The sequence below is a fragment of the Rhodococcus spongiicola genome (assembly GCF_004011835.1).
Lineage (GTDB): Bacteria > Actinomycetota > Actinomycetes > Mycobacteriales > Mycobacteriaceae > Prescottella > Prescottella spongiicola.
This window is the reverse complement of sequence record NZ_RKLN01000003.1, coordinates 172,464-188,402: the sequence shown is the minus strand read 5'-3', so window position 1 is coordinate 188,402 and position 15,939 is coordinate 172,464. Positions and strand designations below refer to the sequence as shown.

The following is a 15,939-nucleotide window of genomic DNA, read 5'->3' as shown; positions in this document are numbered from 1 at the left end:
CGCCACTGTGAGAGTCAGACCCTCTTCCGCCGTCCGAACCGCTTCCGGGAGTCCCATCTCGTCGGAACCTTGCCGTGGGGCGCGAAACCCCAGAAAGGCTGAACAGTGATCCTGCTGCTGTCGACTTCCGACACCGACTTGCTCAGTGCCCGTGCGAGCGGCGCCGACTATCGCTGGGCCAACCCGGCGCGCCTGTTGGTCGAAGAGGACCTGCCGGGATTGCTCGACGGGGTGGACCTCGTGGTGGTGCGCATCCTTGGTGGCCGGCGGGCCTGGGAGGACGGCATCGATGCGGTGCTGGCTTCCGGGCTTCCGACAGTCGTACTCGGCGGCGAGCAGGCGCCGGACGCCGAACTCATGGAGTGCTCCACTGTGCCTGCGGGCATTGCGTCCGAGGCACACACCTACCTGGCCGAAGGTGGCGCCGACAACCTCCGGCAGCTGCACAACTTCCTGTCCGACACGGTCCTGCTGACTGGGCACGGCTTCGAGCCCGCCGTACACCTGCCGAACTGGGGGGTGCTCGAGCGCGAGTCCCGCGTGGTGGAGGGCCCGACGGTTGCCGTGCTCTACTATCGCGCCCAGCACATCGCCGGGAACACCGCGTACGTCGAGGCGCTGTGCCAGGCGGTCGAGGACGCCGGCGCGAACGCGCTACCGATCTTCTGCGCGTCGCTGCGCACCGCGCCGCCGGACCTGCTCGACACCTTGGGTCGGGCCGACGCGTTGGTCGTGACCGTCCTCGCCGCGGGCGGGACCAAGCCCGCGAGCGCACAGGCCGGCGGCGACGACGAGGCGTGGGACGTCGCCGAGCTCGCCGCGTTGGACGTGCCGATCCTGCAGGGTTTGTGCCTGACCAGTAGTCGGGAGTCGTGGGAGGCCAACGACGACGGACTCTCACCGCTCGATGTCGCGACCCAGGTTGCGGTCCCCGAGTTCGACGGCCGTCTGATCACGGTCCCGTTCTCCTTCAAGGAGATCGACTCCGAGGGCCTGACCACCTATGTCCCGGACGCCGAACGTGCGGCCCGGGTCGCCGGCATTGCGGTGCGGCACGCACGACTGCGGCGAATCCCGAACGCGGAGAAGAAGGTCGTGCTCATGTTGTCGGCGTACCCGACCAAGCACGCCCGCATCGGCAACGCCGTGGGCCTCGACACCCCTGCGAGTGCGATCGCGCTGCTGTCGGAGATGCGCGCCGCCGGCTACGACCTCGGGCCCGTCGACGGCGAAGATGCGCTGCCCGGTCTCGCAGCAAAGGACGGCGACGCGCTCATTCATGCACTGATCGCGGCGGGCGGTCAGGACCCGGACTGGCTCACTGCAGAGCAACTCGAGGGCAACCCGATCCGCATCGGCGCCGCCCGCTACCGCGAGTGGTTCGATGCGCTGCCGGCGGACTTTCGGGACAGCGTCGAGGGACACTGGGGGACCGCGCCCGGCGAGTTGTACGTGGACCGGTCGTCGGATTCGGAGGGTGAGATCGTCATCGCCGCGCTGCGCGCCGGCAACGTGATGCTGATGGTGCAGCCGCCCCGGGGATTCGGGGAGAATCCGGTCGCGATCTATCACGATCCGGACCTGCCGCCGAGCCACCACTACCTGGCCGCCTACCGCTGGATCGCCGCGGAGGAGGCCGCCGGGGGCTTCGGTGCCGACGCGATCGTGCACCTGGGCAAGCACGGCAACCTCGAGTGGCTGCCCGGCAAGACGCTCGGAATGTCGGCGTCCTGCGGCACCGACGCCGCGCTCGGTGACCTGCCGCTGATCTACCCGTTCCTGGTCAACGACCCGGGCGAGGGCACGCAGGCCAAGCGCCGCGCCCACGCGACCCTGGTCGACCATCTGGTCCCGCCGATGGCGCGGGCCGAGACCTACGGCGACATCTCGCGGCTCGAGCAACTGCTCGACGAGCACGCGAACATCGCCGCTCTGGATCCGGCGAAGCTGCCGGCGATCCGTCAGCAAATCTGGACGCTGATGCGCGCCGCCAAGATGGACCACGACCTGGGCCTGACCGAGCGTCCCGAGGAGGACGTGTTCGACGACATGCTGATGCACGTCGACGGCTGGCTCTGCGAGATCAAGGATGTTCAGATCCGCGACGGCTTGCACGTTCTCGGGCGTGCTCCCGAGGGCGACGCCGAGGTGGAGTTGGTGCTTGCGATGCTGCGGGCCCGGCAGATGTGGGGCGGCGAGCAGTCGGTGCCCGGTCTGCGGGAGGCGTTGGGCCTGAGCGAGTCCGAGGTCGGCGTGGACGGAGCCGAGGCCCGCGGACGAGTCGACGAAGTCGAGGCGCAGGCGCACGCGCTGGTGTCCGCGATGGCTGCGGCGGACTGGGATCCCGAGGCCGCCGATCGGCTGTCCGACGACGAGGTGGTCCGGCAGATCCTGCGGTTCGCGGCGACGGAGGTCGTCCCGCGGCTGCGGCAGACCTCGGGGGAGATCGGTCAGGTACTGCACGCCCTCGATGGCGGCTTCATCGCTGCCGGCCCGTCGGGTTCACCGCTGCGCGGTCTGATCAACGTGCTCCCGACCGGCCGCAACTTCTACTCGGTGGATCCGAAGGCCGTGCCGTCCCGGTTGGCGTGGGAGACCGGCCAGGCGATGGCCGACTCGCTCGTGCAGCGTTACCGCGCCGACCACGGCTCGTGGCCGAGATCGGTGGGCCTGTCGGTGTGGGGCACGTCGGCGATGCGCACCTCCGGCGACGACATCGCCGAGGTGTTCGCACTGCTCGGTGTGCGCCCGGTGTGGGACGAGGCCTCCCGACGCGTCACCAGCCTCGAGGTGATCGACCTCGCCGAACTCGGCCGCCCGCGCATCGACGTCACCGTCCGCATCAGCGGGTTCTTCCGGGACGCGTTCCCGCACGTGCTGGCACTGCTCGACGACGCCGTACGTCTCGTCGCGGAGCTCGACGAAGCGCCGGAGGACAACTACGTCCGCGCGCACGCGCAGGCGGATCTGGCGGAGCACGGCGATGATCGACGCGCCACCACCCGTATCTTCGGCTCCAAGCCGGGTACGTACGGCGCGGGTCTGCTGCAGTTGATCGACTCGAAGAATTGGCGCGACGACGCCGACCTCGCCCAGGTGTACACCACGTGGGGTGGCTACGCGTACGGCCGCGGACTCGACGGCGTCCCTGCCTCGGAGGACATGCGCAGCGCGTACCGGCGGATCGCGGTGGCGGCCAAGAACACCGACACCCGCGAACACGACATCGCCGACTCCGACGACTACTTCCAGTACCACGGCGGCATGGTCGCGACCGTGCGGGCGCTCACCGGCACGACTCCCGAGGCCTACATCGGCGACAGCACTCGCCCCGACACCGTCCGTACCCGCACGCTTTCGGAGGAGACCGCTCGCGTCTTCCGCGCCCGTGTGGTCAACCCGCGCTGGCTCGAGGCGATGCGCCGCCACGGCTACAAGGGCGCCTTCGAGATGGCCGCGACCGTGGACTACCTGTTCGGCTACGACGCGACCACCAACGTCGTCGCGGATTGGATGTACGAGAAGCTCGCCGAGACGTATGTGCTCGACGAGCAGAACCGTAAGTTCATGTCCGAGTCCAATCCGTGGGCGCTGCACGGCATCTCCGAACGACTACTCGAGGCCGTCGAGCGGGAGATGTGGGAGGAGCCGTCCCCCGGAGTTCTCGAGGGACTGCGCCGGGTGTACCTCGAGACCGAGGGCGATCTCGAAGGGGACTAGTCGGGGTCAGGCCAGGCGGCGGTCGAACGTGAGAGTGGGAGCTGCGGTGGGGATGTCGACGGTGTAGACGCGTAGCCGCACCGCTTCCGCCGTCAGATCCATCACCATGAAGCCCACGTCGTCGAAGTTCTGATAGAGATTGGCCCGATCCGTCCGGGAGGACTTGCCGTACGAGTTCTTCCCGGCCGCGCCGGAGACGATCTGTCGGGTGCCCTTGGACGCGACGGTCGGCTCGAACACCTGCAGCGAGTGATCGTGTCCTGACAGGAGGAACTGGCACCGCCCGACGACATGATCTTCGAAGAATTGCTTGGCGTATACGCCGTTCATGGGTGCAATCGGGATCCCGTCGTACTCACCGGCGTCCCCGTGTGAACCGTTGCTCAGGTACGGATGGTGGGTGCACGCGATCTTCCACTTGGCCGGCGACGACGCGATCGCGTTGTCGAGCCAGGCCCGCTGCTCGTTCATGTACTGACCGTTCACCGCCCAGTACGGCACGAACAGTGGGGGAAGATAGGCGGCCACGGGGTTGAGGTCGAGCACGAAGAACTCGACGATCGGATTCTCCTCGGGCACCCGCACCGAGTAGTAGCGGCTAGGCATCCACCACCGGCGGGAGCTGCCGTGGTAAACGACCTCGTCGTTGCCGCGCAGGAGCCACCCACCGTCGCCGGGAACCACCAAGCTGGTGTCGTGGTTGCCGAGCGCCATCACCCATGGGAAGTCGAGTTCGTGGTTGGGGTCCTCGAACTTGGTGGCGAACTGGACGTCGTGATCACCGTTCGGCCCGGATTCGTAGATGTTGTCGCCGAGCCCCAGCGCCATCCCGAACGGCTCGCTCCGGTGCAGGGTACGCATCGCGTCGGCGACTGCCCACTGCGCCGGGGTGCCGGTGCCGGCGTCGCCGGTGACCAGCACGCGCACCTCATCCGCTGTCGGGAAGGCGTACTTCTCAGCGTCGGGCACGGCGGCGGAGGAGGAGGCAGGTGCCATCGCGGCGATCGGGACGGCGATACCTGCCGCGCCCGCACCGGCGAGGAAGCGGCGTCGGTTGATCTGGTTCAACTCGGTCACAGGTGTCCTTTGTCGGTGTCGTCGGTTTGCAGTTCCCCTAGCAAACCCCAAACCGGACATCCGTTCAGCTGAATCCGGCCAGATTCGAGAATTTTTCATGCGACGTTCATGCCGTTTTGGTCGCGCCGTACGCTGAGCGCATGACTGTCACACTGAGCGAGATCGGTGCCGCGAAATACGTTCTGCTGACTACGTTCCGAAAGGATGGATCGGCGGTGCCGACACCACTGTGGGCCGCGATGGACGGCGACCGGATGTTGATGTGGACCGTCACAGACTCGTGGAAGGTCAAACGGATCCGGCGCGCGTCCCGCGTGACCGTGGGGGCGTGTGACTTTCGCGGCAATCCGAAGGGGCCGCAGATCGAGGCAACGGCTGCCGTGCTCGACGATGCCGGCACCGAACATGCCCGCGACGCCATTGCCCGCAAGTACGGAGTGACCGGGTGGCTCACGGTCAAGGGCAGCCTGCTGCGGCGGGGCCGCAAGGGGACCATCGGTTTGGCGATCTCGACAGTCTGAGGTTTGCTGCGCCTGCCCAAGCGGCACGGGGACTTACGGCGCCTGCCGCAGCGATGCCGGCGGCATGAAGTCGGACTCGAACGTGCGGGACCACCATGCCCCGGTCGCGCGGCGCTCGGCGTGGGTGGTGAACCGGTAGCGGAAGGTGCGTGCCCGCACATAGGTGGGTGGCCGGTCCGGGAACGGATTGTGGTGGAGCAAGCTCAGAGTTGCGCGGTCACCGTCGAGTAGTCGGCTGATGAACGCGCCGAACCAGGGTGCGGCGTAGCTGGGGGAGATTGCCGCGAACCACATCAGCCAGTCCAATCGAAGATGGTAGGGCGCGAACTGCTGTGGCCTCCGCCACAGGTCGCCCGGTTTGCCCTTGAACTCGTATGCCCGCCACTCGGTGTCCGGGGTGAGGTGTTCGTCGGTCGTGCCCTCGACGACGATCTCTCGGCGGGTGCGGGTGATGTGACCGAACGCACCGTACGTGTTCACCAGGTGCCACGGGTCGAACGATGCGTTCATCATCTGGTGACTCGACAGCAGGTTCCGGGCCGGCCGGTAGCTCAGCGCGACGATCGCAACGGTGAAGGCGACGACGACGGCGACGAACCATGTCGGGGACGGGGCGATGTCCGAAGGTGCCGAGATGGGGAGCACGAACTCCCAGAAGCCGTCCGGCAGCACCGACAGCCCGAGCACGATCGCGAGCCAGTTCAGCCACGAGAAGTTGCCGCTGGCGACCAGCCACAACTGGGTGGCGATCATGATCGCGGCCGCCCCGCCCGCGACGGGCTGCGGCATGAACAGGAAGAACGGCACGATCAGTTGGGTGAAGTGGTTGCCAGCAACCTCCACCTTGTGCAGTGGACGGGGCAGCCGATGGAAGTACCAGCTCAGCGGCCCGGGCATCGGCTGGGTCTCGTGGTGGTAGTACAGGCAGGTCAGGTCGCGCCAACACGGGTCGCCGCGGATCTTGATCAACCCGGCGCCGAACTCGAGGCGGAACAGCACCCACCGCAGCAGTAGCAGTGTCAGCAGCGGGGGCGCAGTGTGGAGGTTGCCGACGAACACGGCCAGCAGTCCCACCTCGAGCAAGAGCGACTCCCATCCGAACCCGTACCAGAGCTGACCGACGTTGACGATCGACAGGTACAGCGCCCACAACAGCAGCCAGCCCAGCATGCAGAGCGGTAGCGGCAACCGGTCCAGCACCCCGACAACGGCGAGCGCGGCCAATCCCGCGCCGGTCCAGGCAACGACGGCGAAGAACCGGTCCGAATAGTGCAGGTGGAAGATACTCGGCGACCCCTGCCAGCGGCGGCCCGCGAGGAATCGCCGGATCGGGAGCATCCCGTCGTCGCCGAGTAGTGGCCGGAACTGATTCGCCGCGACCAAGAATGCACAAAAGTAGAGGACGGCCAGCCCCTCCTTGAAGAGCAGCCGTCCCAGCCAGTAATCGGATGTATCGAACCAGTCCACGACAGGGCTCTCCTGACGCGGACGTTACTCCGGGCTGCCGCGGCCGACCAGCGCAGGACGGCCAGCGCCGGGCGATCAGGCCAGGTGGGGGAGCACTTCTCGCTCGAGCAACTCCAGGCCGGACGTGTCATACGCGGCTTCGGGGACGTAGAAGATCGCGTACTCGAGGCCCTCGTTCTTCAGTCTCGTGAGATTCTCGACGATCTGCTCCGGCGTGCCGACGGCAGGCATACCCCGGAAGGCGCCGAGCGAAGCGTCGGCCTTGTCGCGGCCGACGATCGGCTCGAGGCGAGCCCGCAGCGCGTCGAGCCGGTCCTGCGCCTCCGCCTCGGTGTGCCCGATCGCGACGTTGTAGTTCGCCGACCGCACGATGGCACCGAAGTCGGTGCCCACTGCGGCGCAGTGCTCACGCAGGAGCTGTGATTTGTGCGCAAACACCTCGGGGGTTCCGTCGAAATTCGTGTACTGCGCGTACTTCGCGGCGATCCTCAGCGTCACCTTCTCACCGCCACCGGCGATCCACAGCGGAATACCGCCGTCCTGCAACGGCAACGGGCGCACTATCGCGCCGTCGACCTGGTAGTGCCGCCCATTCAGTGTCGCGGTGCCGGTGCTCCACGCCTGCCGGAAGATCTGCACCCCCTCGTCGAGCCGCCCGAGTCGCTCGCCGGCTGAGGGAAACCCGTAACCGTAAGCGCGCCACTCGTGTTCGTACCAGCCGCCACCGATGCCCATCTCGACGCGTCCGCCGGAGATGATGTCGGCGGTGGCCGCGACCTTCGCGAGATAGGCGGGATTGCGGTAACTCATGGCGGTACACATCTGCCCCAGCCGGACACGCTCGGTGATCGCGGCGAACGCCGAGATCAGCGACCACGCCTCGTGTGTGGCTTCGTCGGTGGGTTCGGGAACGGTGTGGAAGTGGTCGTAGACCCAGATCGACTCCCACGGCCCCCGGTCCGCACGCAACGCGAGGTCGCGCATCGCCCGCCACTGCTGGGAGGGATCGATGCCGACCAGGTCGAGTCGCCAACCCTGGGGCACGAACAGTCCGAAACGCATGATGGTCCTCCTGTCGCGAAGCTGAGATGTCGGTGGTTCGCTACTGTAGGGCGTTCACGTAGAGCCACTGTCCGTTCTCCCGGACGAACTTGCTGTGCTCGCGCATGGACCTACGCTCACCGTGGTCGGAATAGGAGGCGACGAACTCGACGGTTCCGGTGTCGTCGAACAGTCCGCCGCCCGACGTGCGCAAGACCTCGAGGCGCCGCCACACCAGATCGCGGTCCAAGTCGAGCGTTTCCGGTCGCGTGCGTGGATGCCACGTCCGCCGCAGATAGTCGGTGTCACCGACGACGAATGCCGTGTAGCGGGACCGCATCAACTGTTCCGCTGTCGGGGCAACGGTGTCGCCGCAGTGGAATCGTCCGCAACACAATTCGTACCGTTCCCCGGACAGGCATGGGCACCGGTCGTCGTCGGAAACTCTTTTCATCGCCGTTCCCTGTCTGTTCGGCTCATAGTATGTCCAGCTCATCGTTTGCGCCGCTCACTGGGCCTGACTCACCGACGACATGTGGAAGTCTGGAATCCGCATGGGCGGCATCGCGGTTCGGGTGATCCAATCCTTCCACTCGCGTGGCAACGTCCGTTCGGTGGCGCCGACCTCCGTCACACGGCGCAGCAGATCGAGCGGGCTCTCGTTGAACCGGAAGTTGTTGACCGAGGCGGTGACCGCGCCGTCCTCGATCAAGTACACACCGTCACGGGTGAGTCCCGTGAGCAACGCGGTCGCCGGATCGACCTCGCGGATGTACCACAGCGTGGTCAGCAGCAGTCCACGCTCGGTGCGGGCGACCATGTCGTCGAGGGTTGCATCGCTCCCACCCGTGAGCAGCAGGTTCTCGCCGGGCACCGCGACCGGCGTCCCGAACTCCGCGGCCGCGGCCCGGGGATACGCGAGGGCGTTGATCACGCCGTCGCGGAGCCAGTCGACCCGGGCGGCGGACATGCCGTTGTCGAACACCGAGACGGTGTCCGTCGACGTCGTGGTCGCGACGAACGGGGCGTACCCGAGACGGTCGGCGTTCGGGTCCGAATACAGCGTCAGCGGAATGTCGGTCAGGTGCTCGCCGACGCGGGTGCCGCCGCTGCGGGAGAAGGCCGTGTGCCCCTCCTGCGCGGCGCGGCCTTCCATCACCCATACGAGTGGGATCAACAGGTCCGACACCGCGGACGGCGGCAGCACCGTCTCGTATCGGCCGGCGGGGAGGGCGACCGTGCGCGTCGACCAGTCCAGTCGACGCGCCAGATCCGCCAGCAGATCTGGGACGGAGACGTCGGTGAAGTCGGGACTCGCGGCGCCGACCCACGCGCTCGCATCACCGCGCTTGCCGTTGATCTCGATCGAACCGGTCGGCTGGCTGAATGCCCGGCGGATACCTGTCGACGTCGCCAGCCACGTGCTGTGCATCTGGTGGTGCGCGAACCCGTACAGCCGGTCTGTGCCGTTGAATCCCTCGGCCAGGCCGGGCGCCAGCGACTCGAATATCCCGACCCCTGTCGAGGCGGGCTCGTCGTCGGACCACGTGTCTTCCACCGCGTCGTCGGTGAGCAGGTCCATCGCGTCAGCGGCGGGTTGCGCGGAACGGGCGGCGGCCTCGCTGGCCGCTACCACGTCGGCCACAGATTCAGCGTCGACCGTCGACGACGTCACCGCGCCCACTCTTGCGGTGTCGCCGTCACGGACGATCGAGATCACCGTCCACGATCGCGAAGCCGATACCCCGTTGGTGGTCATCGAGTTGCCCGCCCACCGCAGCGACGCCTCACTCACGTCCGTGACCAGCACGATCGCTTCGTCAGCGGTGGACCGTGCCAGCGCCTTCTCGACCAGTTCCTGTGCCGTGATCACCGCGGCCCCTCCGCTCCGGTCACTGTCCACCTTCCAGCCGGGTGTTGAGTACGTTCACGCCGCGCATCAGCACCGACGGGCACCCATGGCTGACCGCTGCGACCTGACCAGGTTGCGCCTTGCCGCAGTTGAACGCGCCGCCGAGGCGCCAGGTCGACGGGCCCCCGACCGCCTCCATCGACCCCCAGAAGTCGGTCGTCGTGGCCTGGTAGGCGACGTCGCGCAGCTGGCCGTCGATCTGTCCGTCGCGGATGCGGAAGAATCGTTGCCCGGTGAACTGGAAGTTGTAGCGCTGCATGTCGATCGACCAACTCTTGTCGCCGACGATGTAGATGCCGTCCTCGACGCGGGAGATGAGGTCGGCGGTGCTGGTGTCGGCGCGCGGGTCCGGCTGCAGCGACACGTTGGCCATCCGCTGGATCGGCACGTGGTGAGGCGAGTCGGCGTATGAGCAGCCGTTGGAGCGGTCCTGGCCGAGCCGGGGCGCGAACACGCGGTCGAGTTGGTAGCCGACGAACACACCGTCGCGTACCAGATCCCAGCGCTGCGCCGCGACCGCATCGTCGTCGTACCCGACGCTGGCGAGCCCGTGCGGTTCTGTTCGATCCGCGGTCACGTGCATGATCGGGGTGCCGTACTTCAGCGTTCCGAGCAGATCTGGCGTGGCGAACGAGGTACCCGCATACGCCGCTTCGTAACCGATCGCACGGTCGTATTCGGTTGCGTGGCCGATCGATTCGTGGATCGTCAGCCACAGGTTGGTGGGGTCGATCACGAGGTCGGTCGGGCCGGGCTCGACGCTCGGTGCCGCGCTCTTCGCCGCGAGCAGGCCGGGGATCTCGGCGAGCTCGGCGCCCCAGTCCCACCCGGTGCCGGTGAGGTATTCCCATCCCCGGCCGACCGGCGGGGCGAGGGTGCGCATCGTCTCGAACGTACCGGCGTCGGTGTCGACGGAGACCGCCTCGAGCCCCGGGTGCACACGCACCCGCTGCTGGGTGATCGTCGAGCCGGCCAGGTCCGCGTAGAACGTCTGCTCCTTGACCTGCAGACAGCTCGCGAGTACGTGGTCGACACCGTGCGCGTCCAGCAGGATTCGCGAGTAGTCATCGAACAACGTCACCTTGTCGGTGGTGGCGACGGTGAACGGATCGCGGTCGTAGCCGGACACCCACACCGCGTCGCGGTACACCGGTTCGGGTGCGAGCACGACGCGTTCGCGGCCCAGCGTGCGCAGGGCCCGGGCCACCCCCACCGCTTCCGCCGCAACCGATGCGGCGCGTTCCGGGGTCATCTCGGCGTGCGATGCAAACCCCCACGTTCCGTCGACCACGACCCGCACCGCGAACCCGGTTTCGACGCTGTCCTGCACGGACTGGACCCTGCCGTCGCGCAGGCGTAGTGACTGGGTCGCCAGCCGATGTACCCGGAGATCGGCGTGTTCTGCTCCGGCGGCCCGGGCGACGGACAGCGCGGCGTCGGCAAGCGCAGGCAATGGCAGACTCGTGAACTCAGGGTCGACCGGACGGTCGGAGGCGATCGAGCGGGGGACCCCGGCGCCGTGGGTGACGATCACGCGCCCAGCCTAGTCGGCTTGACCAGGACGACACGGACGGTGCGGCCGATCGGCCTCCGGCCGGCGGCGGCGATGCCGGTAGAGTCCGACCGCGAACGCCAGAGCTGCGGAACAACGCCAAACAACGCTGAAGGCGTCCGTGCGGGAGCAATCCGGGGGCGTCGCTCGTTGACCAGACAGAGCACCTGCCGGCTACCCAGCCGGCACCCGCCACCGAAAGGACTCTCCATGGTCGCCCCACTCTTCGTTGTCTACGTCCTGGTGGAGGTCGCCACGCTGATCTGGGTGGCGAGCACGATCGGCCCGCTGTGGACGGTACTGCTCCTGATCGCCGGATCCGCCGTCGGCATGGTGCTGGTCAGGTCGCAGTGGAGGGCTGTCATGGATGGCTTCCGCCGCGCGACGCGCGGCGAAGTCTCGCCCACCGGGGCGGTTGCTGACGGCGCGATGGTCGCCACCGGTTCGGTGCTGATGTTCGTTCCGGGCCTGGTGACATCCGTGCTCGGCTTGCTCATGCTGCTGCCACCCACGCGATGGGCGCTGCGTCCGCTCGCCGTCCTACTGGCGGGCCGGCGCGCGGCCGTCACCCTTGCCGGCGCCGAGTTCGCGTCGAGGACGGCTGGACCGCGGCGAGGGCCGGTCATCGACGGCGAGGTCGTCGACGTGGAACCGGATGCCGAATCCGATGTCCGGTGGGACGGTCCGACCCAGGAGCCTCGCGCGCTGCCGTAACAGGCAGACTAGATCTCCGTGAGTACCCAACTGTTGGTCGGCGGCCGCATCTACAGCCCCAGTGCCCCCGACGCGACCGCGATGGCAGTGACGGACGGAGTGGTGGTCTGGGTTGGGGAGGACCGTCCGGGACGCGCACTCCACCCCGACGCGCAAGTCATCGAGCTCGACGGCGCCTTCGTCACGCCGGGGTTCGTCGATGCCCACGTCCACGTGACCGCACTCGGCCTGCAGGTGACGGGGCTGGATCTCGGCGGCGTCCGGGACAAGGCCGAATGTCTCGATCGGGTACGCCGATTCGCGAGTGAACACAGCGGCGCGGTGGTCTGGGGACACGGGTGGGACGACAGTCGCTGGCCGGACGTGGCCCCGACGACGGCCGAACTCGACGAGGCGGCGCCCGGCCGTCCCGTGTACCTCACCCGGGCCGACGCGCACTCGGCCCTGTGCTCTACCCCCCTCCGACAAGCGGTGCCCGCGCTGGCATCCGCGCCCGGCTACGCGCCCGACGGCTCCCTCACCGGCGAGGCGCACCACCGTGCCCGCGCCCGGGCGCGGGCATTGTTGACGCCGACACAACGCGCGGACGCCCGGGTCGCGGCCCTCGATCATGCCGCGGCGCAGGGCATCGTGGCCGTTCACGAGTGCGGAGGGCCCGATATCTCCGGCCTCGACGACTTTCAAGCCCTGCTCGCCTACCCCCACCCGGTGGAGGTCCGCGGCTACTGGGGGGAAGCGGTGGACTCGCCCGAGGCGGCCACCGAACTGCTCGCCCGCACCGGCGCGCACGCCCTCGGCGGTGACCTCTTCATCGACGGAGCCCTGGGCTCGCACACCGCCGCGGTGCTGGCGCCGTACCACGATTGCGCGGGCCACCACGGGACCACCTACCTCGACGCCGAGACCGTTGCCGCGCATCTGCGGGCCTGCACCCTGGCAGGCATCCAGGCCGGGTTCCATGCGATCGGTGACGCCGCCGTTGCCGCCGTTCTCTCGGCGTTCGGGACCGTCGCCGAGGAACTCGGCGGGCCTGCCCTCGCAGCCCGTGGCCATCGGATCGAGCACCTCGAGATGGTGACCGCGGAGCAGGCCGCGCAGCTCGGCTCCTGGGGCGTGATCGCGAGCATGCAACCCGTGTTCGACGCGCTATGGGGCGGCCGCGACGGCATGTACGCGCAGCGCCTCGGCGCGGAGCGGGCGGCGCGGATGAACCCGTTCGCACCCATCGCTGCGACCGGAATGTCGCTGGCCTTCGGCTCCGACGCCCCGGTCACCTCGGTCGACCCGTGGGCGATGCTGCGCGCCGCCGTTCACCACCACACACCCGGCAGTGGCGTGTCGCCGCGGGCGGCGTTCGCCGCGGCGACCCGCGGCGCCTGGCGGGCCGGTGGCGTCCGGGACGGTATGGCCGGCACCCTCGTCCCGGGCGCGCCCGCGTCGTACGCGATCTGGGATACCGACGAACTGGTCGTCTCCGCTCCCAAGGACTCGGTGCAGCGGTGGTCGACCGACCCGCGGTCACGCGTCCCGGCGCTCCCGAGGCTCGACGACGACGCGGGAACGCCCGTGTGCCTGAAGTCGGTACATCGCGGAGTCACCGTCCATGAGCACGGAGTCACCGTCCATGAGCACTGAGTCAAGGTCCATGGGCACGGAGCCGCACCTCAACCGGCGAGCATTGACGGCTATCCTGCGTGACAGCACGCTCGCGCTCGCATCGGGCCTGCTGCTGTTCGGGAGCTTCCCGCCGCGGCCACTGTGGTTCCTGGCGCCGCTCGGGATCGCGCTGCTGACCGCCGTGCTCACCAACTATGGCCGCCGCGGTCGCACCCTACGTGCCGGCTTCGGCTACGGATTCCTGGCCGGGCTGGGGTTCCTCGTTCCGCTGCTGCCGTGGATCGGCGAATACGTCGGCCCGCTTCCGTGGCTGGCCCTGGCAGGTGCCGAGTCGGTGTTCATCGGGTTGTTCGGCGTCGGGACGGTGCTGGCCGCACGGCTGCGCGCCGCACCGTGGGTGGTCGCGCTCGTGGTCGCCGCCGTGTGGAGCCTGACCGAATGGTTGCGGTCGTCGGTGCCGTTCGGAGGGTTCCCCTGGGGGCGCCTCGCTTTCGGTCAACCGGAAGGTTGGCTGCTGCCGTTGGCTGCGCTCGGCGGAGCCCCCCTGTTGAGCTTCGGGGTGGCCCTGACGGGTACCGGACTGGCGGCGGCCGCGATCGTCTGGGCCCGACGGCGGTCGGTGCGGACGCTGGTCGGGCCGATCGCGGTCGCCTGCGTCGCGTCGGTCGCGGCTGTAGCGGCTATTCCGTACGTGCACGCGGATTCCGGCGGCGACCGGACCATCACCGTGGCCGCGATCCAGGGGAGCGTGCCGCGTCTGGGGCTTGACTTCAACGCCCAGCGCCGCGCCGTGCTCGACAACCACGTGCGCCGGACGCTGCAACTGGCGGACGACGTCGCGGCCGGCCGGGCGCCGCAGCCCGATGTGGTGGTGTGGCCAGAGAATTCATCCGACATCGATCCGCTCCGCAACGCCGACGCGGCTGCAGGGATCACCACGGCGTCCGAGGCGATTGGGGCACCGATCCTCGTCGGTGCGGTCCTGGTGAACCCCGACGGGACCACCACCAACTCGGTGATCGTGTGGAACGGTGCCGAAGGGCCCGGCGACCGCCACGACAAGAACATCATCCAACCGTTCGGTGAGTACCTGCCGTACCGCAGCTTCTTCCGGCTGTTCTCGTCGTACGCGGACCAGGCCGGCAATTTCGTGCCAGGAAACGACAACGGCGTCGTGACCGCCAACGGGATCCCGATCGGTGTCGCCACCTGCTACGAGGTGGCGTTCGACCGCTCCCTCACCGAGTCGGTACGCGACGGCGCACAGTTGATCGCGATCCCGACGAACAACGCCACTTTCGGTGACACGGAGATGACCTACCAGCAGTTGGCCATGTCGCGGGTGCGGGCCGTCGAACACCGCCGGGACGTGATCGTCGCAGCCACCAGTGGGGTAAGCGCGATCATCGGCGCCGACGGGTCGGTCCGGCAGCAATCGGTCCTCTTCGCGCCGGCCGCGCTGGTATCGGAGGTCACGCTTCGCACCAGCACGACACTGGCAACTCGGCTCGGGCCGATTCCGGAGGTTCTCCTCTGCCTCGGAGCCGCAGTGGCGCTCGCGTTCGCCGCCGTGCGCGGCATCAGATCGAGCAGGTCGTCCGGTTCGGGCGACCGTTCCCACATGCAGACGATGTGAGAATCCGCCGCCGATCGTCGGTCCGGAGCAACGGCGTGTGGCCGCGGATCACGCGAGGCGAACCCCGAGAGCCGGGATTTCGGGGTTTTTCCGAACCCACATTCAGCTCACGTGTCTCGTGGGTGTTCTGCCGTCACAACGCGGACATTTCGCGGGGTGCATCTTTGGCTTGCGCGCCTAACATGGTGTAACGAACCTGGTAGGGAGCGCGAACAACTGTGTGGGTGTGCACCACTATGCGTCGAAGCGATCGAGAGGTGAAGTGGTGACAAGTCCAGCAACCCCCTTCGAGGACCCTGATACCGAGTACCTGGTGCTGGTGAACGAGAAGAACCAGCATTCGCTGTGGCCTGCGTTCGCCGACGTTCCAGCCGGCTGGGCAATAGCGCACGGAAAGGCGTCCCGTCGTGCATGCGTCGACTACATCGACCGCAATTGGACGGACCTACGGCCGAGCACTTTGCTTGCCGCGGGGGAGCATGATCCGTCCCGCTATTAAAGGCAGGACCGCGCAACGAGGCACCGTCGACCCGGCCCCCATGAACGGGGCCGGACGATTCGGGCCGAATGGTCATTTCTATCTATCTACCAGGACAAATGCCGATTCTCTGGTGGCTCGGAAACTGTCCGTGCGAGTTAGGGATCTTGATATGGTGTGGTCCCGATGCAACCAGGGCATTCC

12 protein-coding genes are annotated in these 15,939 nt (G+C 68.1%); 6 read left to right on the top strand and 6 right to left on the bottom strand.

Annotated features, from left to right (window positions below; genetic code table 11):
• Positions 1 to 105: 105 nt before the first annotated feature.
• On the top strand, positions 106 to 3,720 hold the full coding sequence (gene cobN / locus EF834_RS08920) for a cobaltochelatase subunit CobN (protein ID WP_127946870.1): 3,615 nt from the start codon (positions 106 to 108) through the stop codon (positions 3,718 to 3,720).
• 6 nt (positions 3,721 to 3,726) lie between these two features.
• Here the strand turns inward: cobN and EF834_RS08915 are convergent, their stop codons facing one another.
• A complete protein-coding gene (locus EF834_RS08915; RefSeq protein ID WP_127946869.1) occupies positions 3,727 to 4,797 on the bottom strand; it encodes a metallophosphoesterase in 1,071 nt (356 codons plus the stop codon).
• 140 nt (positions 4,798 to 4,937) lie between these two features.
• On the opposite strand from EF834_RS08915, the gene EF834_RS08910 reads away from it, so the two are divergent.
• Entirely contained in the window at positions 4,938 to 5,318 is a 381-nt protein-coding gene (locus tag EF834_RS08910) for a PPOX class F420-dependent oxidoreductase (protein ID WP_127946868.1), read from the top strand.
• Positions 5,319 to 5,351: 33 nt separating this feature from the next.
• Here EF834_RS08910 and EF834_RS08905 read toward each other — a convergent pair whose 3' ends face one another.
• The 5 genes from EF834_RS08905 to EF834_RS08885 all read right to left on the bottom strand — a co-directional run bounded on the left by EF834_RS08905 (position 5,352) and on the right by EF834_RS08885 (position 11,272).
• Positions 5,352 to 6,785 carry a lipase maturation factor family protein gene (locus EF834_RS08905; protein WP_127946867.1) on the bottom strand — a complete coding sequence of 478 codons (1,434 nt, stop codon included), beginning with the start codon at positions 6,783 to 6,785 and terminating at the stop codon, positions 5,352 to 5,354.
• A gap of 75 nt (positions 6,786 to 6,860) precedes the next feature.
• Positions 6,861 to 7,847, bottom strand: a complete 987-nt coding sequence (locus tag EF834_RS08900; protein WP_127946866.1) for an LLM class F420-dependent oxidoreductase — start codon at positions 7,845 to 7,847, stop codon at positions 6,861 to 6,863.
• A gap of 40 nt (positions 7,848 to 7,887) precedes the next feature.
• Positions 7,888 to 8,280, bottom strand: a complete 393-nt coding sequence (locus EF834_RS08895) for a YchJ family protein (RefSeq protein ID WP_127946865.1) — start codon at positions 8,278 to 8,280, stop codon at positions 7,888 to 7,890.
• Positions 8,281 to 8,334: 54 nt separating this feature from the next.
• Positions 8,335 to 9,699: a metallopeptidase TldD-related protein gene (locus EF834_RS08890; RefSeq protein ID WP_127946864.1), complete on the bottom strand. Its 1,365-nt coding sequence runs from the start codon at positions 9,697 to 9,699 to the stop codon at positions 8,335 to 8,337.
• A gap of 19 nt (positions 9,700 to 9,718) precedes the next feature.
• Positions 9,719 to 11,272, bottom strand: coding sequence for a TldD/PmbA family protein (locus tag EF834_RS08885; protein ID WP_127946863.1), 1,554 nt, complete (start codon positions 11,270 to 11,272; stop codon positions 9,719 to 9,721).
• Between the two features lie 228 nt (positions 11,273 to 11,500).
• Between EF834_RS08885 and EF834_RS08880 the strand changes: the two genes are divergently transcribed.
• The 4 genes from EF834_RS08880 to EF834_RS08865 all read left to right on the top strand — a co-directional run bounded on the left by EF834_RS08880 (position 11,501) and on the right by EF834_RS08865 (position 15,756).
• Positions 11,501 to 12,004: an FxsA family protein gene (locus tag EF834_RS08880; protein ID WP_127946862.1), complete on the top strand. Its 504-nt coding sequence runs from the start codon at positions 11,501 to 11,503 to the stop codon at positions 12,002 to 12,004.
• Between the two features lie 12 nt (positions 12,005 to 12,016).
• Complete coding sequence (locus EF834_RS08875; RefSeq protein ID WP_127946861.1) at positions 12,017 to 13,639, top strand: amidohydrolase; 1,623 nt, start codon at positions 12,017 to 12,019, stop codon at positions 13,637 to 13,639.
• A 10-nt stretch (positions 13,640 to 13,649) separates the two neighbouring features.
• The gene (gene lnt / locus EF834_RS08870; RefSeq protein ID WP_127947309.1) at positions 13,650 to 15,257 is read left to right on the top strand and encodes an apolipoprotein N-acyltransferase; all 1,608 of its coding nucleotides are present in this window, start codon (positions 13,650 to 13,652) and stop codon (positions 15,255 to 15,257) included.
• 265 nt (positions 15,258 to 15,522) lie between these two features.
• Positions 15,523 to 15,756 (top strand): MbtH family protein, encoded by a 234-nt coding sequence (locus EF834_RS08865; RefSeq protein WP_127946860.1) that lies wholly within the window; start codon positions 15,523 to 15,525, stop codon positions 15,754 to 15,756.
• The last annotated feature ends 183 nt before the right edge of the window (positions 15,757 to 15,939 follow it).

Bases quoted from the DNA above. Each gene is read 5' to 3' on its own strand.
- lnt (WP_127947309.1), top strand. From the start codon at position 13,650: ATGGGCACGGAGCCGCACCTCAACCGGCGAGCATTGACGGCTATCCTG.
- EF834_RS08895 (WP_127946865.1), bottom strand. From the start codon at position 8,280: ATGAAAAGAGTTTCCGACGACGACCGGTGCCCATGCCTGTCCGGGGAA.
- EF834_RS08910 (WP_127946868.1), top strand. From the start codon at position 4,938: ATGACTGTCACACTGAGCGAGATCGGTGCCGCGAAATACGTTCTGCTG.
- EF834_RS08880 (WP_127946862.1), top strand. From the start codon at position 11,501: ATGGTCGCCCCACTCTTCGTTGTCTACGTCCTGGTGGAGGTCGCCACG.
- EF834_RS08900 (WP_127946866.1), bottom strand. From the start codon at position 7,847: ATGCGTTTCGGACTGTTCGTGCCCCAGGGTTGGCGACTCGACCTGGTC.